Source organism: Kordia sp. E (assembly GCF_056033805.1).
Map to the genome: position 1 here is coordinate 74,152 of NZ_JBRASR010000006.1, position 23,954 is coordinate 98,105.

General features: G+C 31.0%; 20 protein-coding genes. 9 read left to right on the plus strand and 11 right to left on the minus strand.

What is annotated here, in order from left to right:
• Positions 1-33 precede the first annotated feature (33 nt).
• The 4 genes from ACUUYC_RS22280 to ACUUYC_RS22295 all read right to left on the minus strand — a co-directional run bounded on the left by ACUUYC_RS22280 (position 34) and on the right by ACUUYC_RS22295 (position 2,503).
• A complete protein-coding gene (locus tag ACUUYC_RS22280; protein ID WP_474269527.1) occupies positions 34-576 on the minus strand; it encodes a sigma-70 family RNA polymerase sigma factor in 543 nt (180 codons plus the stop codon).
• Positions 548-778 carry a hypothetical protein gene (locus tag ACUUYC_RS22285; protein WP_474269528.1) on the minus strand — a complete coding sequence of 77 codons (231 nt, stop codon included), beginning with the start codon at positions 776-778 and terminating at the stop codon, positions 548-550. Before ACUUYC_RS22285 ends, ACUUYC_RS22280 begins: the two co-directional genes overlap by 29 nt.
• Before the next feature lie 65 nt (positions 779-843).
• Complete coding sequence (locus ACUUYC_RS22290) at positions 844-1,041, minus strand: hypothetical protein (RefSeq protein WP_474269530.1); 198 nt, start codon at positions 1,039-1,041, stop codon at positions 844-846.
• Between the two features lie 85 nt (positions 1,042-1,126).
• Positions 1,127-2,503 carry an NAD(P)/FAD-dependent oxidoreductase gene (locus ACUUYC_RS22295; RefSeq protein WP_474269531.1) on the minus strand — a complete coding sequence of 459 codons (1,377 nt, stop codon included), beginning with the start codon at positions 2,501-2,503 and terminating at the stop codon, positions 1,127-1,129.
• A gap of 320 nt (positions 2,504-2,823) precedes the next feature.
• Between ACUUYC_RS22295 and ACUUYC_RS22300 the strand changes: the two genes are divergently transcribed.
• The 4 genes from ACUUYC_RS22300 (at position 2,824) to ACUUYC_RS22315 (ending at position 9,244) form a co-directional block, all read left to right on the plus strand.
• The gene (locus tag ACUUYC_RS22300) at positions 2,824-5,175 is read left to right on the plus strand and encodes a chondroitinase-B domain-containing protein (RefSeq protein WP_474269533.1); all 2,352 of its coding nucleotides are present in this window, start codon (positions 2,824-2,826) and stop codon (positions 5,173-5,175) included.
• A gap of 26 nt (positions 5,176-5,201) precedes the next feature.
• Entirely contained in the window at positions 5,202-7,088 is a 1,887-nt protein-coding gene (gene gndA / locus ACUUYC_RS22305; RefSeq protein WP_474269535.1) for an NADP-dependent phosphogluconate dehydrogenase, read from the plus strand.
• A gap of 22 nt (positions 7,089-7,110) precedes the next feature.
• Positions 7,111-8,385 carry an Nramp family divalent metal transporter gene (locus tag ACUUYC_RS22310; RefSeq protein ID WP_474269536.1) on the plus strand — a complete coding sequence of 425 codons (1,275 nt, stop codon included), beginning with the start codon at positions 7,111-7,113 and terminating at the stop codon, positions 8,383-8,385.
• A gap of 88 nt (positions 8,386-8,473) precedes the next feature.
• Positions 8,474-9,244 carry an SDR family NAD(P)-dependent oxidoreductase gene (locus ACUUYC_RS22315; protein WP_474269537.1) on the plus strand — a complete coding sequence of 257 codons (771 nt, stop codon included), beginning with the start codon at positions 8,474-8,476 and terminating at the stop codon, positions 9,242-9,244.
• A gap of 148 nt (positions 9,245-9,392) precedes the next feature.
• Here ACUUYC_RS22315 and ACUUYC_RS22320 read toward each other — a convergent pair whose 3' ends face one another.
• Positions 9,393-10,277, minus strand: coding sequence for a pentapeptide repeat-containing protein (locus tag ACUUYC_RS22320; RefSeq protein WP_474269538.1), 885 nt, complete (start codon positions 10,275-10,277; stop codon positions 9,393-9,395).
• 14 nt (positions 10,278-10,291) lie between these two features.
• Positions 10,292-10,630: a hypothetical protein gene (locus ACUUYC_RS22325; protein ID WP_474269539.1), complete on the minus strand. Its 339-nt coding sequence runs from the start codon at positions 10,628-10,630 to the stop codon at positions 10,292-10,294.
• A 387-nt stretch (positions 10,631-11,017) separates the two neighbouring features.
• Between ACUUYC_RS22325 and ACUUYC_RS22330 the strand changes: the two genes are divergently transcribed.
• Positions 11,018-14,326 carry a M4 family metallopeptidase gene (locus tag ACUUYC_RS22330; protein WP_474269541.1) on the plus strand — a complete coding sequence of 1,103 codons (3,309 nt, stop codon included), beginning with the start codon at positions 11,018-11,020 and terminating at the stop codon, positions 14,324-14,326.
• A gap of 470 nt (positions 14,327-14,796) precedes the next feature.
• Positions 14,797-14,961: a class I lanthipeptide gene (locus ACUUYC_RS22335; protein ID WP_474269542.1), complete on the plus strand. Its 165-nt coding sequence runs from the start codon at positions 14,797-14,799 to the stop codon at positions 14,959-14,961.
• A gap of 213 nt (positions 14,962-15,174) precedes the next feature.
• On the opposite strand, the gene ACUUYC_RS22340 is transcribed toward ACUUYC_RS22335, so the two are convergent.
• The 5 genes from ACUUYC_RS22340 to ACUUYC_RS22360 form a co-directional block, all read right to left on the minus strand.
• Positions 15,175-16,224, minus strand: a complete 1,050-nt coding sequence (locus tag ACUUYC_RS22340; protein ID WP_474269543.1) for an AraC family transcriptional regulator — start codon at positions 16,222-16,224, stop codon at positions 15,175-15,177.
• Positions 16,225-16,317: 93 nt separating this feature from the next.
• Positions 16,318-17,424: a type 1 glutamine amidotransferase domain-containing protein gene (locus tag ACUUYC_RS22345; RefSeq protein ID WP_474269544.1), complete on the minus strand. Its 1,107-nt coding sequence runs from the start codon at positions 17,422-17,424 to the stop codon at positions 16,318-16,320.
• A 123-nt stretch (positions 17,425-17,547) separates the two neighbouring features.
• The gene (locus ACUUYC_RS22350; RefSeq protein WP_474269545.1) at positions 17,548-18,885 is read right to left on the minus strand and encodes an MATE family efflux transporter; all 1,338 of its coding nucleotides are present in this window, start codon (positions 18,883-18,885) and stop codon (positions 17,548-17,550) included.
• Between the two features lie 132 nt (positions 18,886-19,017).
• Positions 19,018-19,524, minus strand: a complete 507-nt coding sequence (locus ACUUYC_RS22355; protein WP_474269546.1) for a nuclear transport factor 2 family protein — start codon at positions 19,522-19,524, stop codon at positions 19,018-19,020.
• Positions 19,525-19,541: 17 nt separating this feature from the next.
• Positions 19,542-20,549, minus strand: coding sequence for a DUF6624 domain-containing protein (locus ACUUYC_RS22360; protein WP_474269548.1), 1,008 nt, complete (start codon positions 20,547-20,549; stop codon positions 19,542-19,544).
• Positions 20,550-21,065: 516 nt separating this feature from the next.
• Here ACUUYC_RS22360 and ACUUYC_RS22365 point away from each other — a divergent pair.
• Genes ACUUYC_RS22365 through ACUUYC_RS22375 form a run of 3 tightly spaced genes read left to right on the plus strand, consistent with a single transcriptional unit; the run spans position 21,066 to position 23,849 of the window.
• Complete coding sequence (locus tag ACUUYC_RS22365) at positions 21,066-21,881, plus strand: sensor histidine kinase (RefSeq protein WP_474269549.1); 816 nt, start codon at positions 21,066-21,068, stop codon at positions 21,879-21,881.
• Positions 21,871-22,569, plus strand: a complete 699-nt coding sequence (locus tag ACUUYC_RS22370) for a LytR/AlgR family response regulator transcription factor (protein WP_474269551.1) — start codon at positions 21,871-21,873, stop codon at positions 22,567-22,569. The genes ACUUYC_RS22365 and ACUUYC_RS22370 overlap by 11 nt, the downstream gene beginning before the upstream one ends.
• 17 nt (positions 22,570-22,586) lie before the next feature.
• Entirely contained in the window at positions 22,587-23,849 is a 1,263-nt protein-coding gene (locus ACUUYC_RS22375) for a nuclear transport factor 2 family protein (protein ID WP_474269553.1), read from the plus strand.
• The last annotated feature ends 105 nt before the right edge of the window (positions 23,850-23,954 follow it).

Here is a 23,954-nt window from a genome sequence, read left to right on the forward strand (position 1 = left end):
TCTAGACGTAATAATTCTATAATGATGCAAAAATCAAGAGCAAGATGTTTTACGATCACAACCTGTTTTTGATTCAAACCCTAAAATACTTCCTTTTCCGCCTTGCGAGATAGTACAACAACCCTCAAATAATTCTTTTAATTTTTTTCGTCCTCGCTGAATTTTTGAACGTACTGTTACATAATTCATATCGAGCTGCTCAGCGATTTTCTTTTGAGGCACTTCTTTTATTTCAGACAAAATCATTAATTCACTATATTCTTCTGGCAATTGTTTTATAAAAGAATTTACACATTTTCCCAACTCTATACCAGCATCTTTATTAATTTCATGATCAAAATAAGAGTCATCTTCAATCGAATTTGTTTCAAGCTGTTTCTTTCGATAATAATCAGTAATTGTATTTTTTGCAATAGTATATACCCAACTTTTAAGATTATCGACACCATTGTTATTTGATTTAGATAACTTTAAAAATACGTCTTGAGTTAAATCTTCTGCATCTTCCTGATTGCGTACACGCTTTTTAACGTAACCAAATAAAGGGTTATATAGTTGTGTAACTTGATTTTGCATTTTTAATATAATAATTGATGAATAAAATAGTAGTGATTATAAACAAAGATAAAAATAGATGCTGCATTCCTGTAATTTCAATGGTATAGATTCCTATAAAAGCCCTTAAAGCTGTTCCTAAATCCCACCATGCACTTACACTAGAGATTGATTGTAAAACATTTTGCTCTTGTTTGATATCAACTAAAGTTGAAAATGCCATTACATCACTAGCACGCAAAGCTCCTCGAAATGAGGAGCTTTGTTTTTTTAATATTATATGTTTTGTTAGCAACACCCTACGTTTGCAATATTTGCTTCTTTAGTTTCACTATCATCACAACAAGAAGAACCATCTGTAGGTTGTTCACAACATTGTTGCTCAGCAGTATTAGTAGTGGTATTAGCAGTTTCCATTGTTGAACCACAACATCCACCATCTGCTTGAACTTCTTTTATTTCTATGCTTGAATTTCTTGTTTTCATTTGTTTACGATTTTATATTTTTTATTTAATTGTTATTCACTTCACTTGCTAAGACGCACTCTTTTAAAAATGATGCATTATTTTCTTAACAACACCCTATTTTTGCTACAACTTTCTTTCCGTCGCCTTCTGATGCATTAGCAAAAATGCCGCTTGTTTCTTCTTCTATTTCTTCAGCTCCACAACAAGCTACATCATCACCTCCACCAAGATTAGAATTACAAACTCCAGTTTGTGGAAGGTTTAATTCAATGCGTTCAGCAGCTTCAATATCGCCAGCCATATAAGCAACAATAGAACGTACTTGTTCGTACCCTGTTGCCATTAAAAAAGTTGGCGCTCTACCATAACTTTTTGAACCAACGATATAAAAACCTTTTTCTGGATGACGCAATTCTTTTTCACCATGAGGTCTTACAGTTCCACAACTATGAACATTTGGATCAATCAGTTCGGCTAAATCAAATACAGATTCTAATGATGAATCTAAATCTATCCGTACTTCACGAATCATATCTAAGTTAGGGCGAGAGCCTGTATTACTAATAATTTCATCTACATTTTTAATAGTTTTCTTCTCTCCATTTAAGTCACCAATAATTTGAATTCCACTATCAACTTTGTTTAATTTTAAAATATGGAAAGGCGTATAAACATTTAACTTTCCGCTATTCACCAATTCCTCAATTCTGATACCTAAAGCACCTCTGGCTTCTAAGGTATCATCCTTTTTTCCTCCATACACTTTATCCATATTATCTTTTCTTAACACCCAATTAAGTTGTGTCTTTGGATATTCTTTCTGAATCTCTGCTAAATCTAATAATGCATTAATAGCAGAATGTCCGCCACCTACAACCACTACATTTTTATTTTTATAACGATCTATATAGCTAGATTTTACATCTGGAATTCCGTAAAAAATATGACCTTTTAATTCTTGCTCACCTTCTGCCGAAACACCGCCTGAACCTATAGGGTTTGGTTGATTCCACGTTCCTGTAGCATCTATCACTCCTTTTGCTTCATAATAATTGATAGCTCCATTTTCCTCAACCTTTATTGAAAATGGTTTGTCGTCACGTCCCCAAGTTTTCATTTTATCTAACCCTTTTCTTCCTATAGAAAGTACTTTAGAATTTAGGTGAATGTTAGGTTTTATTTGTGGTAACTCTGCTAATGGTTTAAAGTAATCTTCTACTAATTCTTTTCCTGTTGGTAGTCCATCTTCATCTGGAGCAATCCAATTTGTCTTCGCTAAAAGTTCTTTAGCAGCTTTATCAATATTATATTTCCAAGGAGAAAAGACACGAACATGACTCCATGACAACATATTTTGTCCTACAGATTGTCCTGCTTCAAATACAATGAATCGAATATTTTTTATAGTTAAGTGTGCAGCAGCAGCTAATCCTACTGGTCCTCCACCAATTATTGCTATGGGTAAATTATTGTTTTGCATCGTTTATAATTTTAATTCACCCTTTAAGACGGAGTGTTTTATAAATGATGCACATTTTTAATTTTCTTTATTTATAATTTTACACAACTTCTTTTAACAGTTTTCTTAATTTTTGAAATAGCTAGATCATGTACTAAAGCTTTTTTATCCTAATACTACAAACATAACATCTCTCTTTTCAACCTAATTTTATTATTAATATGCATTGATCATTTGAACGATTGGTATATTTTTTTGTTAAAAATTTGTAAGACATACATATATTTATATATTTGGTAAACCAATCTGGTAAACCAATTTAATTTTAGCATCATAAAATTATGATTAGAAGTCTCTTTTATATACTAATAACAGCTTTTATTATATGTTCTTGTCAAAGAAATGTTGATAATCACAGTAATTCTGGTAATACTAATAATTCATTAGTTGAGAATATAACAGAATTAAACGACGCAATTAAAAAAGCGAAACCGGGTGATGATATCGTCCTCAAAAATGGTATTTGGAAAGATGTAAAAATAAAGTTTAGAGGAAAAGGGACTAAAAAAAATCCTATTATTATTAAAGCAGAAACAGTTGGAAAGGTTACCATTGAAGGTGAATCTTATCTAAAATTTGGAGGTGAATATTTAATTGTAGAAGGTTTACACTTTAAAAATGGATTTTCACCATCTAAGGCAGTTGTAGACTTTAAAATAAGTCATAAAAGTATGCCCGATGAAATAGCGACACATTGTAAACTTACGAATTGTGTTATTGAAGATTTTAATAAGCCTAAACGAGACAACAGTGATTTATGGGTGAACTTTTGGGGAAGGCACAACGAATTGAGTAACTGTTATATAGCTGGGAAAACAAACAGAGGTCCAACTGTTAGAGTGAATCTTGCTGGCATTGAAAGCATTAATAATTATCATCAAATTGTAAATAATCATTTCGGGCCAAGACCAGTAAAAGGTGGACCAAGTGGAGAAACTATCCAATTGGGGAATAGTTACACATCTATGTCTCCAAGTTATACAATGGTTGCTAATAACTTATTTGAAGAGTGTAACGGCGAAGTTGAGGTAATTTCAAGTAAAACAAACTTTAACGAATTTAGAAACAACGTATTCTATAAAAGTGAAGGTTCTCTAGTAACACGTCATGGGAATTACTGCATTATTGATGGGAATTATTTCATTGGAGATTCAACAAATGAAAATATTGGAGGTATTCGTTTGATCAATACAGGACATTGGGTAACTAATAACTACTTTTTTAATTTAAAAGGAAAAAGCTTTAGAAGCCCATTGGCAGTAATGAACGGTATTCCTAAATCACCTTTAAACCGTTATAATCAGGTTACAGATGTTGTTGTTGCCTATAATACGTATGTAAATTGTGATTCGCCATGGCAATTTGGCGTAGGAACAAACATTACACAAGCTTCTGTATTGCCAAAATCTGAAATCCGTTCGGCAAGACCGATTAGAACTACGGTAGCTAACAATATTATTTACAATGAAAAAGGAAACGAATCTATTGTTATTGAACATGACAAGGCAGATGGTGTACTCTTTAAGAGTAATATCGTACAGAATCAAGGTGTGAAATTTAATAGCTTAAATGATGGTATTATTGAAGTTCCTTTAGAATTAAAAAAAATATCAAACAATATACTGTTGCCAACGGGAATCCCTAATAATGTAGAAGTATATGATGGTTTTGACTTTAATACTATTGAAAATGATTTATTTGGCACTTCTAGAAAAGATAACAAAAGTATTGGTGCAATTATCGGTGTCGATGTTTCCAATCCAAATATATTAGATAAATCTAAATATGGAACTACTTGGTTTTCAAATGAAATCGAAGCTAAAGATCCTGTAACACATACCGTTATAAAGGCAGAAGAATTTCAAACTAAAATAAATGAAGCAACTACTGGTGATATCATCGCTTTAACAGAAGGTGTGTATACTATAAATACATCGTTAGTAATCAACAAAACACTTACGATTAAATCTAGTGGAGACGCAAAAGTACAAGTGATTTTTTCCGGAGAAGCCAACACTCCACTATTTTCATTACAACCCAAAGGTAAACTAACTGTAAGTAACTTAATTTTAAAAGGAAACGCTACAAACTATGCTTTTGCAAGTTTAAAAGAAAACATGTCTAATCATTTTGGATTAACTGTTTCAAATACTGAAATCAGTAACTTTAATTATGTTTTAAAAGTATATAAAGAATCCTTTGCGGAACACATTACTTTTAAAAACACTTCCATTGCAAATTGCGAAAACGGACTCGAATTATCTGAAGAAACAAACGATAAAGGAGATTACAATACAGAATACTTAACCATAACTAATTGTGATTTTACAAACGTTAGAAAAAATGTCATTGATTATTACCGTGGCGGATATGACGAATCTACCATTGGCGGAAATCTTTTAGTAAGCAATAGTACATTCACTAATTGTGGTGAAAAAGAGAAAAACCGAATCCTATTAAATCACAGAGGTATTATCAATGTACATATTACCAAAAACACTTTTAAAAACAACAAAGTTCAGTTTGTGTCTATTTTATGGGGCGCAAAAAACAATACGGAATCAGAAAATAGCTTGACTAATTCAGGGCAAATAAAAACTGAAGAAAATTTAGTAATGAAGCTCATGTATTAATCAAGTCTAAAAAAGCAATTTATACAATGAAAAAAGCAATCTTTATTATGGGAGTTTCTGGATGTGGAAAAAGCACTATCGGGAAATTACTGTCTAAAGATTTGAATATTCCCTTTTTTGATGGAGATGATTTTCATCCTGAAAGTAATATTCTAAAAATGTCTCAAGGACAAGCATTAACTGATGCTGATAGATTGGAATGGTTACAAACGTTGAACAAACTAGCCATTAATCAAACAAAAGATAATAGTATTATCATAGCGTGTTCTGCTTTAAAAGAAAGCTATCGTGACATTCTAACTAAAAATATTCAACAAAATTCAAAATGGATTTTTCTTTACGGTTCGTTTGAACAAATTAAAAAAAGAATTGATAGTCGTAAAGATCACTTTATGAGTTCAGGTTTATTAAAATCACAATTTGATACCTTAGAAGAACCAAAAAATGCTATAAAAATTGATAGTAGCTTACCAACAAATACCATTTTAAAAATTATCAAAAAAGAAGGCATTACCACATCACAATTTGGTTTATTTGGACTTGGCGTGATGGGAAAAAGTCTCTGTAGAAATTTAGCCAACAAAGGATTTAAAATTTCAATGTTTAACAGACATGTTGATGGCATTGAAGAAAATATTGCTCAAAAATTTAAGGTAAATTACCCAGAATTGTCACAGGCAGCAGCTTTTGACGATATTCCATCTTTTATCAACTCATTGCAAACACCAAGAAAAATTATGCTTATGGTGAATGCAGGAAAAACAATTGATTTTGTCATTGAAGATATACTTCCATTCTTATCAAGCGGAGACATCTTAATTGACGGTGGAAATTCAAATTACAACAAAACCAAAGAACGATTCGATTATTTAAAATCTAAGAACATTCATTTTATTGGCGCAGGTGTTTCTGGTGGTGAAGAAGGAGCTTTAAAAGGTCCTTCCATCATGCCAAGCGGAACCAAAGAAGCATATAAAGAAGTACAACCTTTTTTAGAAGCAATTGCTGCAAAAGATAAAAATGACTTGCCATGCTGCACGTATATTGGAAATGAAGGCAGCGGACATTTTGTAAAAATGGTACACAACGGAATTGAGTACGTAGAAATGCAACTACTAGCTGAAGTATGCACAATTTTGAAAGCCTTAGGTAATAATCCTGATGAAATTGCTACAATTCTAGCATCATGGAAAACAAGCACAAATAGCTATTTGCTGAATATTACGATTGACATTCTCAGAAAAAAAGAAGGAAATGACTGGTTGATCAATAAAATAATGGACAAAGCTGGAAATAAAGGTACAGGAAATTGGACAACCATTACAAGTGCGCAATTAGGCGTACCAAGTACCATGATTGCTTCTGCCCTATTTGCTCGCTATACTTCGTTTTATAAAGAAGAACGAATCATTGCTAATAACAATTTTCAATCGGATACAAATACAAAACCTAACATTACCACTTCTGAAATTTTAAAAGCATATCAATTTGCTAGAATCATAAATCATTATCAAGGATTTACTCTTATACAGGAAGCTTCAAAAAGTTACAATTGGAACTTAAACCTAAGTGAATTGGCTCGAATTTGGACAAATGGTTGCATCATAACATCCGATTTAATGGCGGAACTCGTCACAACTTTCAAAAACACAAACAATATATTGACAAATGAGAACATCATAAAACAGATCAATACATTAAAGTCAGCAGTAAAAAAGGTAGTCTCTGAATGCATTTTGCATGATTTACCAATTCCAACATTAAGTGAATCTATAAATTTCTTAAACAGTTTTGCAGTCACAAATTCATCTGCAAACATCATTCAAGCGCAGCGTGATTATTTTGGCGCGCATACCTATCAAAGAATAGATGATGTTACTAGAAAGTTCTATCATACCAACTGGAAACAATAAACTCAACTAAAACCACAAAACTATGCCAACAACTAAAAACAAAGTGTCTTTATTTAAAAAAATCATTGCTCTTGTATTAGGGTTTGGTCCTGGAATTTTTGCCATTGGCTATACCATTGGTACAGGTAGTGTAACTTCAATGATTGTTGCAGGTAGTAAATTTGGAATGGAACTATTATGGGTACTTTTATTAAGTTGTCTTTTTTCAGGTGTTTTAATGTTTGCCTATGGTAACTATGCATTGCTTACTGGCGAAACAGCATTGTACGGATTTAAAAAGCATTTAAAATTCGGTAAAGTTTTAGCCATTTTAATTATTGTTGGAATCACCTTTGGACAATGGAATTCGCTCATGGGAATTTTGGGAATTTCATCGAATATTATATTTGAAATATTGAGTGTAAGTTTTGAAGGATTGAAAGATTTTCAGTACGAAACAGTCTTAACAATAGCTATTATAATTATTGTTTCTTTTTACTTATTAATGCTCGTTGGAAAGTATACTTTCTTTGAAAAAATACTCATCATATTTGTAACCCTAATGGGGTTTTCGTTTATATTTTCATTATTTTTTGTACAACCACTTCCTGTAGATGTAGTTAAAGGATTTATACCAAGTATTCCTGATGTACCAGGTGGGAAAATGTTAGTAGCAGCTTTTGTAGGAACTACAATGGCAGCAGCAACCTTTTTATCGCGTCCGTTATTTGTAAAAGGAAAAGGATGGACTATCAAAAACATAAAACAACAAAAAAGAGATTCCATCACAGCTGCGATTCTCATATTTATCATAAGCGGAACAATTATGGCAGTAGCTGCTGGTGCATTATTTCATCAAGGGAAAGAAGTGACACATGTACTCGATATGGCAAATACTTTAGAACCAGTAGCGGGTCAATGGGCAGTTACTATTTTCTTTTTTGGTGCATTAAGTGCTGGTTTGTCTTCAATATTTCCATGTTTACTCATCGCACCATTATTAGTTGCCGATTATCAATCAGGAACGATAGACACCAATTCGCGTCAGTTTAGAGTCATTACAGCAATAGCTTGTTTGGTGGCTTTAATTGGACCTGCATTTGGAGCAAATCCTATTGAAGTTCAAATTCTATCACAAGTATTCAATGTATTTGTATTGCCAATTGTAGTACTTGGAATTATACTATTATTAAGTAGTAAAAAAGTAATGAAAGATTATAAAACAAGTCTTGGAGTGTATATTGGAATGTATGCAGCCTTGTTCTTTTCGTTAGTCATTTCGTATAATGGAATTATAGCATTAATAGAATATTTTTAACACAACCATTTGTTATACAAAATACAATTCAAATAAATCAAAATAATAATCTAACTACGATTATCAACGCTATTGATATAAGAATAATATGAAAAACAATACTAAATTAACAAGCAAAAATGTACTCATCACTGCTGGTGCTCAAGGAATTGGTGAAGCAATCACCAAACACTTTATTGATAGTGGAGCCAATGTTGCAATTCACTATTTCTCTAGTGCTGATACAGCAAACCAATTGGTTGAATACGCAACTAAGAAAGGACAAAAATCGGTTGCTATAGCTGGTGATTTAACAAAAGAAGCTGATGCAAATACAATGATAAAAAAAACAGTAGAAGCGCTTGGTGGTTTGGATATACTGATCAATAATGCTGGTTCGCTTGTTGCACGTAACCTTTTAAACGAAATGGAAACTGATTTTTGGCATAAAGTTATGGACATCAACCTTACATCAATGATGTTTGTAACGCGAGCCGCTGGTCCTCATTTGGCGAAAAATGAAAATAGTAGTATTGTTAATCTGGCATCACTTGCAGGAAGAAAAGGCGGTCACCCAGGATCATTAGCGTATGCAACTAGCAAAGGAGCTATTTTAACGTTTACCCGAGCGCTTGCAACAGAATTTGGACCTCAAGGAACTAGAGTTAATGCAGTTGCTCCAGGTCTTATTCTTGGGACTTCATTTCATAATACACATACTACAAAAGAATCTGCCGCTAAAACAACAGCTGGCATTCCAATACAACGAGCAGGGAATTCAGATGATGTAGCTAGAGCTGTTATATATCTAGCCTCTGAATATGATGGTTTTATTACTGGTGCTACACTTGATATTAATGGTGGTGTCTACAATATGTAGTTCCTCATTAAATTATATGTAGTTGAAAAACAGAAGTAACCTAAGTAATTATAAACAAATAAAAAGAATTGATTTTAAAAGATAATCGCTAACTCCATATTTGATAGCATCAATCTCATATTTTAAATTTCCGTAATTGATTTGTTATTTATCCTTTTTTCATAAGTCCTTGAACCAATTTATCCATTGAGACTTGTAGCCCTTTGTTAACACCTTTCAAATAACTTATATTATTATCTTGCCTAAGAAAATTTGGAATGTCATTTAAAGTATTTCCTATTTGCTCTAGTTGTTCTTTTTTATGCTCTTCGAGAACTATTTTTACTTCCGCTCCTTTTCCAGCTTCACTAATACTAGAGATTCTCATTCGACATCCGTCAAAAAAGTTTGCGACACCATGTACTAAATGTGGAACTGAATAGAACTCCAAGGGCTTTATTCCTTGCGGAAAATGAACTTTTATAATTGGATTATATTTATGTAATCTTTCAAATTCTCCTTTTTCATATTCACTAGGAGAATTATGTTTAGATTCTCCCCAAAAACATCTTTCACATATTATATCATTAATTGACCATAGAGTTCTTTGAGATTCCCACATTATTGCGTCTGTTATATCAGCTCCATCAAGTTTTGAGTTTACCAAACGACTCATTACAAATTTTGCTTTTATAAAAATACCATTACTAAGGTTTGCGCCTTCTAAAGTTGCTTGATAGAAATCTGCTTTAATAGCTCTGACATTTACAAGGTTTACTTCAACCAAATTTGCATTGTCAAAACTAGCATTTGTAATATTTGCTCCTTCGAAATTTGCCCCAAGAAGTTCTGTATGTCCAAAATCTGTTCCAACTAATCTACTGTTAGAAAAATTTGTTGATTGAGCAGTTATGGTACTAAAATCGTATCCTGATAAATCCCAATCAGATAGATCAAATTCAGATATGTCAACAATAACAGAAGGATTTTCAAGCATCCAATTATTCCATGTCTTTTTACCTTTATTAATAAGCTCTTTAAAATCAATTTCCATACTTCTTGGCTATTTTACTTAACTATTCTATGAATAATGACGTACTCACCTATTCTACTTTGTTGTTCAAAATCACCATCACAAATATCCCAATGTCCGTCAATAAATTCAACTTCAAGCGTGGCGACTTTTATTTCTCCATCCATTATAGATAAGTGATTTTCTAAATCTTCACTACTAATTTTACTTTCACAGAATTTTATATAATAATCTTGTATTGAACGTCGAATGTACATCTCTTTATGTTCTGTAACCGTACCATTTTTTTTAACGAAACTCTTTATAATCACTGGAACTGATATGATATATTTCCCTTTGTCAGATGATATATCTTTTGTTTTATTTTTTGACATAATTACTTTCTTTTGACTTGAACATGACCATGTGAAGAGACAAATGATACACGCCAATGTACATAAACCATATTTTAGTTTTATTTTTCTCATTCTTCAATATTTACTAACGTATGCGTATGGAATTCTTGTTCTTTTTCTAAAAATACAACTTTTCTAGACATTCTTAAAAATAAGAATACTTCTCAAAATACGTGCTAATTGCTTTCAAATCCTCATGCAAAATGCACGAATCAATATACATTTTTTTGAAGTTTCTCATAATTCCGTGAATTGCTGTATATAATTCCGTGAATTGTCATATGCGATAATATTTTGAGCTTTTTTAGTCTTTACATTTAATCAGTATTTACTTCAAAAAAACAATTCTAATTAAAACACAAACTTATGAAAACAAAAAAAATACTTATTTTATGTATCCTCTTTTTGGGGCTATTTCTTCAAGGAGTAGCACAAGAAAGTAAAATTGAGCGAAAAGTAATTTCCAAACTTGGAAATTCTACTTTTATCAATTTCAATGAAACAAATTCTTATAAAGTCAGTCAAGTACAATCTTTCTTTAAAGAAGAATTAAAAATCAAATCAAATGATGCGCTAAAAAAGATTGATACAAAAACGGATCGTCTTTCTTTCACTCATTACATCTATCAACACTATTACAACAACATAAAAGTTGAGCATGGTATTTATAAAGTTCATACTAAAGATGGATTGCTAAAACGTGCTAATGGCGAATTTTACGAGGTAAAACTAGCGTCAACAACTGCAACTATTTCTTCTCAGAGCGCATTTGGAACTCTTCTGACTAAGATTAATGCCAAAGCCTATGCTTGGGAAAATAAAGATAATCCGCTACGAGGTGATTATCAGAAACCTGAAGGTGAATTGGTGATTCTTCCAATTAAGAATAATCAGAAAACTGGTTTTGAATACAAATTAGTTTATAAATATGATATCTATACGTTAGTACCTTTTGACAGAGCTATTTATTTTGTTGATGCCAATTCAGGTGACATAGTTGCTAAAGAACAAGTGATGTGTTCTTCAGATGCAGATACCATGTACAGTGGGCAAAGAAATATTGAAACACAAGGCGCAGCGATTGGTTTTCCGAACGGTTTTAGACTTTTTGACGCTACTAGAGGTAATGGAATACATACCCGAAATAATCAAGGTGCTTTAAGCGAAGTTTTAGGCAACGCTGTTGAATTTTTAGACGTAGACGATGATTGGACCGCTGCAGAATGGAATAATGCTGACCAAGATCAAGCTGCATTAGATGCACATTGGGGATTGGAAATGACCTATGATTATTTTTCTATCGTCCATGAAAGAGATAGTTATGATGGTAGTAATGCTCGAATAAATGCATTTGTACACGCAATTTTTCCAATCAGAGATAATTTTGGAAATATTGTTGATACTACTCCTAATAATGCACAATGGACTGGAACCAATATAGTATTTGGAGATGGTGATGGTACAGCAGTGAATCCACTTACATCTATAGATATTTGCGCCCATGAATTGGGGCATGCAGTAGATCAATTCTCTTCTAATTTAGTATATCTAAATGAATCCGGAGCGCTTGATGAAGGGCTGGCAGATATTTGGGGTGCTTGTGTTGTAAGTATGGCTGCTCCTGAAAAGAACAGATGGTTTGCAGGTGAAGATGTATTAATTACTGCGTATGCAGTAAGGGATATGGCTGATCCGAATAATTTAAACTTACCTGATACGTATCAAGGTACTTTTTGGGCTACTGGTACAGATGATTTTGGAGGTGTTCATACAAACAGTAGCGTATTAAATCATTGGTTCTTTTTATTAGTAGAAGGATCAGCAACTACTGATGGAATAAATGATAATGGAGATACATTTACTGTGAATGGAATTGGTATTATTGATGCCGAACAAATAGTATACAGAATGCAAACCGAATATCTAACTTCAGGTTCTACTTTTGCACTTGCTCGTGAAGGTGCAATTAATGCCGCAACTGATTTATTTGGTGCATGCTCTCCTCAAGTAGTAGCAACTCAAAATGCTTTTTATGCTGTTGGTGTAGGTGATGAGAGTGATATAAATGAAGTATTAGCGTTTCATTTTCAAGATGATCAAGGAAACATAAAAGACGAATTTTGCGATGGAGAAACTGTTTTTTTAAATGCTAACGCAACCATTCAAGGTTCGCAGAATAAGTATTATATGGATGTTTGGAGAGTTAACAATGACGGAACTACCACTTGGTTGGCAAGTCAAGGATCTTCTAATTCTACATCTCCTGGTTGGTTTAATGGTAGTCCAGGTTTAATCGATATTACTGATTTATACGCAAATGACCCAGACGGAAGTCTGATTTTTCAAAATGGCGTAACGTATCGAGTAAAATTAGCTATTAATAGTAATGAATGTGGATGGTTTCCATTGGAACATGATTTCACAATGCATGGTAGCAATGTAGATTTTCATTTTGAAGATGCAAACAAAGAGAAAGATGATACATTTTGCTTAGGCGATGACGTCTTTCTTGACGGAAGCGATAGTTTTGATGTTGATGAATATTTTATGACTTTATATAAATTAAATTCAAGTGGTACATATACTTGGATTGTAGGTACAGGTTGGATACAAGGGAACTTAGAAAACCCTGTAAATGTTACAGATATATTTGAAAACTTGCCAGGTACTGATGCTGTTACTTTTCACCCTAGAACCTATGCTGTAAAATTATCACTTAAAAGCCCTGGTTGTGGTCAATTATCGCTTCAGAAAGATTTTACGTATGTAGATGGAGATCTATCTATTGCATATCACTTCGAAGATAAAGACGGTAACAAAGACGACACATTCTGTTTGGGAGAAGGTGTATATCTTAATGGAAGTGATAGTATTGATGTTGATGAAATTTTCATGAGTCTATGGGTTCTAAGTAGTAGTGGGAATTATGAATGGATTGTAGGTACGGATTGGATACCAAGCAACTTAGATGATCCTATAAATATTATAGATATTTTTGAGAACTTACCAGGCAATGATGCTGTTACTTTTCATGATAGAACTTATGCTATAAAATTGTCAATTAAAGATCCCGTTTGTGGTCAAGTATGGCTACAGCAAAGTTTTACACTTGAAGAATGTTGTCTACTAGATGCTCCGACAAATGTACAGGTTTTTGGTAGTACGGTTGCTTGGAATCCAGTTCCAGGAGCTGTTGCATACGTTGTAGAAAGTACAAATGTTTGGTTACAGGATTGTAATTGTAATTGGCCAATCTCTATCGTGCCGATTCAAACTTTGAATACAAGTGTTACCATACCTTTAGGTTTTAACAATTGTGCTTCTGTTCAAGTAAGAGCCCTATGTTCCGATGGTTCTTCCTCTGCACCTTCAGACCTGGTTTGTGTGCGTTACGGTCATTCTTTAAGTAGTAGAGTAGCTATAACTTCTGTTTCACCTAATCCAAATAAAGGAATGATGAATGTGAAAGTTGTTGCTGATACGAATATAAAAGATGTCTCATTAAAAATTCACAATTTTAATGGTCACCAAATACAGAATTTTGAACAGTTAAAACTAGATAAAGGAACCTTAGATTTCAATTTAGACTTGCGTTCAAAACTAAAACAAGGATTGTATATTTTCGTTTTTACTATTGGAGATGAAGTTATTACAAAACGTGTAGTGATTGAATAGAAATAAAAAATAGTATAGTTAAATAGCTAGAGTCACCTTTAAAATACTTTATAGGTGACTCTTTAGTTTTTTTATGGCAATACATGATTTCAACTGTTATTTTAAATTCTTATATTAGATTTAATGAAAATTAAGCATTTTATTATTGTTTATCTATCCATTTGGCTGATTCAGATATTAATCGGTCTTTTTGATACAGATTATTTACTGAGTATATTTAATTCTCCAGCTAAATTGGCTTATGCAACTCTTGCACTAAATATTCTGAATTATATTAAACTTCTTGTATTAATCTTAATTGGTTATAAAATTTTCACTTACCCAAATCGCTCAGACCTTCTAAATTGGTAATTTTATAGTTCATATAAAAATTTCATGATTTCTACTGCTTAAATGTTAATTACGGTGTTACCGTAAGCGGTTACTATTTTGTTTCTATACCTTTTTTTATCTAATTAAAACTTTAGACCATGAAAAAAAGAAATTTTAAATCGTTAAAACTTAACAAAAAAGTTATTTCAAAAATCAATGAGAATCAATTGTTTAAAATTATTGGCGCTGGTGGAACTTCTCGTTGCCCTTCAATCCGTCTTAAATGTGCTGAGACCGATGTAAGACTAACCAATTGTAACTAATTATAATGACTTTAAAGCGAACTTTGGTTCGCTTTTCTTTTCATCAAAAACAATTGACAACGAACTCATTAATTCCAATATAGTTGTTTGTAGATTCAAATTAAGGTCTCCAAAAAAAATCTTGATAAAAATTCGTTACAATCTTTTTATTTTTTCAATGTAAAAGAACTTAAAAACGAAAAAGATAGTGCCTTAGTGATACTTTAATCAATATTAAAGCTGGCTTTTTCTGTAAGAAGAAGGTGTTGTGTTTTCAAATTTTTTAAACGCACTATTAAAAGAAGATAGACTACTAAAACCTGTATCAAAAGCTATTGAAGAAATGGTAAATTTTTCACTTTCCGGATTAGAAAGCATTTTTTTAGCATCTTGAATTCGATAGTAATTAATAAAATCATTAAAGTTTCGTTTAGCGTATTGATTAATAATCGAAGAGGTTTTTTGAGTACTTTTCCCAATCAACTTACCCAACTTTGAAAGCGATAAATCAGATTCAATATATAATTTTTCGTCTATAATTAATTTAAATATTTTCTTAAACAATATTGCATCATCATTTGCCTTAAAAGTATCTCCGTCGATTTCTGTTGTTTTGAATTGAAAGGCTTTATAACTTAAAAAATAAATAACAACAGAATACACAATTGGTCCAATAATATAAGGCACTGTGTCATCTAAAATGTTTAGAACATAGGAAATCCAAATAATAACAAAACCAATAATTAACAAGCTCAACCAACTAAATATTGCTTTTTGTGATTTTGTTTGCTCTTCTTTTTTAAATTTTTGTTTTGTCTTTTTTAGTATTTTCCATGAAACAGCAATGTAAAAAGCAAGATGTAAGTAGATGAAAATAAGAACACTTCCAAACAGTATAATTACTATTTTATTGTTTTCAAACAATTCTTTGGTAATGAAAAAACTCATTATAAAGATTAAACTAAAAGGGATCAATTCAAAAAAATAATTTTTTGATAATTTGAAATTTGGGCGTGTCATTCCTAAAACATACCATCTAAGAAATGGTCCAATTAACAATAAAATAGCCAACCCTGCAAAGATAAATATAGGCTCTAAACCATCTCCGAAATTCATCATTACAGATTTACCTATTCTGAATGCCATAAAAGTCAGAATTAATCCTAGTAACAAATTGGTTAGTGTTTTTTTCTTTTTGAAAAAGAACAAATAATAAGCAAATAAAACTCCGTGCAAGAGTCCTGCACTACTAATGATAATAAGAAGAATTTCTAAAAAACTCAATAGGTTATTTTTTTCAAATTTAGTGATATTTAGGTCAAAAGAACGACAAATTATGTATGATTCATGATTTCTGAAAACCGATTAAAAACACACTTATTCAATTAGTTTTGCGGTATCTTTTGCATAAGAAGTTAATCTTATCAATCCAAAGAAACGTCCTATTTCTCCTTTCATTGCAGCTATAATACTATGCGAAGCTATTAAAAATCTATCAAGAGGTTTTTTCTCTTGGACTATTATTTTATAGATTAATTCTTTTGCTTTTTCAGAACCTTCATTTTCATAGATCAAAAGTACTTTTCCTGCATTTTCTTCTCCTGTTACTTCTCTATATTTCGGTGTATAACCCAATTGCTGTATCATTGTTTCTGCTAGTTTCCATGTAGACCAAGGATTTTGACCTGTTACTAAATTAGTATCATGGCTAATGGTTTCTAAGTACATTGCACCTTTGTTAAATGTAGCTCCTTGTGAAGTTAACTTATCTTGTAAAAGAAAAGGGAATATATTTTTTGCATCTGGAATAAGAAGCAGTTCTTCTTCATTTGTGAAACTGCTAACCGTTTTATTTTCTAACAGAGGACGACCATTGTCTAAAGTTACATTAACCAAAGCAGCTGGACCATGACAAACTGCGCCAATCACTTTACCAGACTGATAATAATTTTTCACTATTTCTTGAATTGCTTTATTTTCTGGAAAATCAAACATAGCGCCTTTTCCTCCAACAAAAAATATAGCTTGATAATCTTCTGCTTTAACATCATTCATCGCTAATGTATGACTCGTTTTGTATTGAGCAATAGAATCATTTAAAAACGCGTAATCAAATTTTCCCATGTCATCATCATCAATAACAACTGGCGGTTTTCCTCCTAAAGGACTTGCTACATCAACTTCAAAACCATTTGCTTCAAAAATATAATAAGCTCGTGACAATTCTGTTAATTCATAACCTGTGGTTTTACCACTATTTCCCATCGTTTCTTTACTAGTAACTACTGCCAATATTTTTCCTCTCTTCGGGACAATGTTCTGAGACAAATAAGGAATATCTTCAACTTTACTAATTGATAAATCTTTTTTCATTTCATCTAGCGGCAACAAATTGATAAACCATACTCCAAATGAAATAAGAAGAACCAATAAAGTAGCTATCGAAATTAATGTCCATTTTGTTTTTGGATATTTTTTAAGCATAACTTCTATTTTATAATTAGTTAGCTAAGTACTCTAAAGTCCCTTATAAAAGCTGAGGAAATGATAATTTCGTCAGAGTAGAATATGATTTAAGTAACAAAAAAGTACACTAAAGAATTTATGCTAGTTTAAATATCGCTTCATCTCCTTTTTCAGAAATATATACGTAACTAAAGTAGATAATATATCAGCAATTGGAAAAGACATCCAGACACCATTTACGCAGAAATATAAAGGTAAAATAAACACTAAAGGAATTAAGAATACTCCTTGTTTTAATAGGGTTAAAAATAACGCAGGAGCGGCTTTTCCAGCAGCTTGAAAATATGCAGAGCCTATTAATTGTGTCGTAATTACTGGAGTCGCTAAAAAAGCAATCATCAGAGCACTGGGCGTTAATTTTAGTAATTTTTCATCTTCAGTAAAAATCCCAACCATTTCTGTTGGGAACAGCATAATTAAGATAAAGATTAATGTTGCAATTCCAGTTCCAAAAGCGATAGATGTATTTATAGTTTGCTTTACTCTACCAGTATTACTTGCTCCATAATTATAACCAGCTATAGGTAAAAATCCTTGAATTACTCCTAAAACAGGAAATAGCGCAAACATCATTACACGGTTAATTATACCATATATAGCTATTGAAACCTCTCCGCCATATTTAAATAAAGTATAATTTAGGACTATAATTAATAAACTAATCGTTCCTTGTCGTGCGATAGTAACTCCTCCTAAAGCAATAATTTCTTTTAGAATGAAAAAATTAATTCTAAAGTACTTAGGGATAATTTTTAATTCAGATTTTTTTGAAAGAAAAAACCATAATACAAATAGCCCAGATATGCAATAAGATATAGCTGTCGCCAAACCAGCTCCGTACATCCCTAAATCCATGTATTTTATAAAAACAATATCTAAAAATATATTTGAAATCGCTGGAAAAATTAGTGTAAGCATGGCATAATTTGGCTTTCCAACTGCTCTTATCACTGAATTTCCCATCATTGCGAACGTAAAAAAAGGAACTCCCCAAATGATCACGTGAAAATAATCTTGTGCCGGATCAACAATTCCTCCATTTGCTCCAAACAATTGAAGTATTGGCAAACAAAAAAAAGTTCCTAGAAATACAAAAAGAGAAGATAAACCTACTGTTAAACTTATCTGGTTTCCAAAGACTTCAAATGCTTTCGAATTATTTTTTGCTCCTAATGCTCTCGATATGATACAGCTTCCTCCTATTCCAATCCCCATACCAATAGAAGAAAGTAAAAATACAATTGGCAATACAACAGTAATTGCAGCTATTGCCATAACACCAATCCAACGACCAACAAAAATAGTATCTACAATCATGTTTATAGACATGACTAAGATTCCTATAGATGCAGGTATAGCTTGTTTTAATAGTAACTTGCTTATCTTTTCAGTTCCTAATTCTTGAACTTGTTTATTCATTCTCTAGTTTAGATTTTTAAATATCAGAATTATTCTTTTGAAGAAAGAAAGCAGCGTGCGGTTTAGTTTTTAATTAACATCCAAGTCATTTTTTTAGCTTTTTTTTATGAATTAAAAAAATGACTGTTTCAATTATTTCGCTTGTTTTTTATACTGTTCTAAAAAGTGATTGTAGTCTCCATAATCTCTATGTTCTATAATTTCACCATCTTTAACCGTTAAAGTAACAATCAAAGGCATCTTCCTAATTGTAATTATTTTTTCAGCAGAAGCTTTAAATTTATAAGTCAATTCTATTTCAAAAATTCCAACATTGCTAGAAAATATAGTTCTTACAACCGCTGACTTCATTTCTATAATTGATGCATAGTTTTTTTTGAAATTTTCAAAAACTGCTTTTTTCCCTTCTACTAATTCAATTCCAAAAATCAATTTTGCTGTTGTATCATTAAAAGATATATCTTCATTTGCTTGACTCTTCATTGCTTCAAAATCAAGATTGATGTAATTATTAAAATAATTTGTTGTTACTTTTTTTGTGTTAGCAGTTACTTCTTTAAAAGAAGATTTCTTTTGAGCACTAGCTATTGTAACTATACATAGGAATGCTAACAAGGCTGTATATTTTTGAATTTTCATTTTTTGATAGTATAAATTTATTTGCTTTTCTTATTTTTCTTATCTAATTCTTTTTCTCTAGCTTCAATAGCAGGAAGCAACTTTATATATGCTTCAACATCCCAAATAAGGTTCCATCTGTTTAAGTTTTCTTGCATTGTATTTAATCCCATTTCTGCTCTACGTTTATCTACATTTCTAGGATCTTTCAATGGCAATACATAAGGCTTCTCACTTTCACTATTCATTGCTAATTGTGTTCCGTATACTTGCCTTTCTCCACGTCTTAAAATTAACCGGTCATAAAACATTGCAAATTGTCGTTTAGGCAAGTTATTATTTGCAACAGCTTTTGTTATCATTGGTAAATACTTTTCTTGAGCTTCTTGATTTGCATGCTGAATCACTAAAAATAATGTAGAAGTTCCTCGCTTACCAATTCGTTTTTTATCTGGCCAACCTTGAGTATCTAAAATTTTACTCACTTTAAGTAAATTGATCGAATCTTTTTTAAGAATGGTTTGCCAAAAAGCATCCATTTCTTTAGAGTTTCTGCCGTATTTCTTTTCTTTCGCCATTATTTTATTTCGTGTACTTTGATCATCAAAGTATATTTTATCTAAAACTGCTACTAAATCTTTATCAAAATGGGCTACTGCTTGTTCTCTATTCTTTTGTACAAGTTGTGTTAATTGACTCCAACGCTTATCAGTATGTAATGAGTTTAAATCTGTATCATTTTTTAAATGATTAAAATCATCCCATTTTAATTCGTTTGCAGTAATAAATAAGTGACGAAATGCACCATCATTATTTCCAGCTAATGCATAAATACAAGCTGCATTATAACGATCGGCTAACGGCACATTTTCATTTAACTTAAATGCTTTTTCATAAAGCTTTGCTGAATTTTTAAATTCTTTAGCCAAACAAAGTTTCCAACCATTTTGAATTAGTTTTGAGTATTCAAGTTTGGTGTTTTGCGCATAACTTGCCATAAAAGAAAGCAAGATTAGTGTTATGGTAATAATTGGAATTCGTTTCATTAGAAGTAAATAGGTTTATTTTTTTATAAATTTTAAAATCTTGCAGATAATTTCATGTAAAAATAAATCTCTAAAACATTGATTATTAAAAAAGTAGACAAAAGCTAACTTTACGCAAATAGAAAGATGTTACAAACCGAATACTTGTTTAATAGACAAATCGTTAGTGTTTATCTTCTCAAAAAACTGATACGTCTATAATTGTAGAAAGGTTATAGTATAATTTGTAGATTTACAATCTTTCCATTGCAAGCGTCAATTTTCATGAAGAGTAAGAAGAATATATTTCCATTTTTTAATAAAACATTACTTAAGCATTTGCTATTTTGGGTCATTGTTTTTCTTTATTACCTGAGTACATCTTGGTTGTATGAAAAGAATAAAACTCTTTTAACTCAAGCTGTCCTTTTTGACCTTTTATTTCAAATTGGTTTAGCGTATCTTATTATTTATAATTTTATTCCGAAGTTGTTAAATAATAATAAAAGAGTGTACTTTTTTATTAGTACTTTCTTGATGATTTACATTTCATATGTTTTCTATTCTGCCTTTAGATGTTTCTATTTAGCAGAAATGTTTAAAGAGGATTTTTCATATAGACCACCACTAGATTTTATTCAAAGAATTACAGACGTTTATACTTTTTTAGGAAGTTTACCAAGTTATATTTCTCCAACAATTGTATTAGTTGCATTCAATTATTATAAAAAACAAAAAGAAACAGCAAGTCTATTAGAACAAAAGAAAACAAATGAATTGAACGCTTTAAGAAATCAATTGAATCCTCATTTTTTGTTCAATACACTTAATAATTTATACACTTTAGCTTTAAAAAAGTCTGATAAAACTCCAGAAGTTATTGCGAAACTCTCAGATATTTTAGACTATATCTTATATCGCTGTAAAAGCAAATATGTTCCACTTAAAAACGAAGTCAATTTGTTGCATAATTACATCTCTTTAGAAAAAATCAGATATGGCAAACGAGTAGAAATTAGGTTCAATGAAAATATACAAGATGAAGCGCTAATTGCGCCATTATTATTACTCACATTTTTAGAAAATGCATTTAAACATGGTGTTAGTCAAGAAATAAATACTGCAACAATTGACATTGGCATAAAAAGTGATTCAAAATTAATTGAGTTTAAAATAAAGAATACAAAACCGAACGTTTCTGAAAGAAATGATGCTGATAATCGTGATGCTATCGGTTTACAAAACATAAAAATGCAGCTCGATTTATTGTATCCGAACAATTATAATTTAGCTATTGAAAATAAAACAAATTCATATTCTGTAAACTTAAAAATTACGCCAAATGAAGTATAGATGTCTTATTATTGATGATGAAGATTTGGCTAGAGAGCTCATTGAAACACACTTATCTCAATTAGATAACTTTGAAATTGTAGCTTCTTGCGCATCAGCAATTGAAGCATATAAAGTGTTGCAAAATGAAGATGTAGACTTATTGTTTTTAGATATAGAAATGCCTGTTTTAAAAGGAACAGATTTTTTGAAAAATCTAACCAAAAAACCTAAAGTAATTTTCACAACAGCGTATCGCGATTATGCTATTGAAGGTTTTGAATTAAATGCAGTTGATTACTTATTAAAGCCCATTATTTTTGAACGATTCTTTAAGGCTATTGAAAAATTTATTCAAAGTGTTAAACCCGAAGCTCAGTCACAAAAAGAGCCCGTTTCAACTAACGCTTTTATATATGTTCAAAGTAATAAAAAGAATATTAAAGTTTTATTTGACGATATCAATTATATAGAAAGTATTAAAGATTACATCCGAATTCACCTTAAAAATGCATCCACAATAGTTTTAAAACATGGAATTACGGCTTTTGAGAAAAAGTTGGATTCTCGTTTTTTAAGAGTACATCGTTCTTACCTTGTAAATAAAGAAAAGATAACTGCATTTACGAAACAAGATATAGAAATTCAAGAAATAGAAATCCCGATAGGAGATTATTATAAAAAAAATACATTAACAAATTTGTCTTAACAATTTAGAACTTACCAATGAAAACATTAAAAATATTAATGCTGCTTTTCATAAGCACTTCAGCTTTTGCACAAACTATTTCTAACACTAAATATTTTCGTCATTTAAGATACAATCACGTTTCACCTTATTTGGAACTTTCTGGCACGTATCCTATTGATAAATCTGTAGCAGAAAACACATCTCATTATATTTTTAATTATGATGAAAATGATCGATTAATTGAGATTATTAATAATCATTATCATACTGAAAGAAAACATCCGTTGGCTTCTTTAGGAGTTTATAAATTGACAATAACGTATGATCGAAATAAAGCAATTCGTACGTTTTATGATAAAAACGGAAGGAGAATTAAAAATGACCGAGAAGTTTACAAAGAAGTCTATGAAGTTAAAAATGGAAGCAATTATAAAATGTCTTTTTATGATTTAGAAGATAATCCTATGGAATCTAATTGGAGTATTTCTGAATATAGTTGGAATAAGAAAGGGAAATTAATTATTGAAAAAAGATATAATTTAAAAAACGAACCTGTACCACTTTCACCCTATTTTAAATTTGGGATTACAGGAATTCTATTAAATAAAAAAGGATTTCCTAAAGCGCATTATAATTTAGATGATAACTTAAAAGTTATAGAGAATGATAAAGGTACTGCTTCTTATCAGGACGTGTATGATGCAAACGGAAATCATATTACGTATAGTTATCATAATGCCAAAGATGAATTAGTAATGAATCAATGGGGTTTTGCTTATGGTGAAAAAAAATATGATAACATTGGAAATCAAATTGGTTTGGAGCAATTTGATACTAACAAGAAAAAAATACGAGATAGAAAGGTGCCAACAAACACATCAATAGAATTAGCAGCAAAGGCTTCTCAAAAAGATTCTATAGAAATTAAAAGAATTTCTTTAGGGTATTTAATTGCGCTACAAGATTTAAAGCCAGATTTGATGAAAGAAGTGATGAATGATAGCTTAAATAAGATAACAATTGGCTGGAGCAGAAAAACAAAAAAAGAATATGCTAAAGCTACTACAAAGGAGCAAATGATAGCATTTGCAACTTCTTGGAATAAATCTAACACCAAGTTTCCTACCAAACCAAACAACCAAGTAACTATTCTTGATATTTATAATAGAATAGCAACTGTAAAGCTAGTATCTGATAATTGGGTAGAATATTTACAATTAATAAAGTTAGATAAAAAATGGACTATTATTAATCTTATCTGGCAACACAAAGATGTTAATATGTATCCTAAAGAGTAATTAACAGATAAAGTTTATTAAGTAAAAAACAATAGCAAACATAGGTATAACAAAGGTAAATTGGACTTTATCCAAATGGTTTAATTTACCTGTAGTTTTATCAAC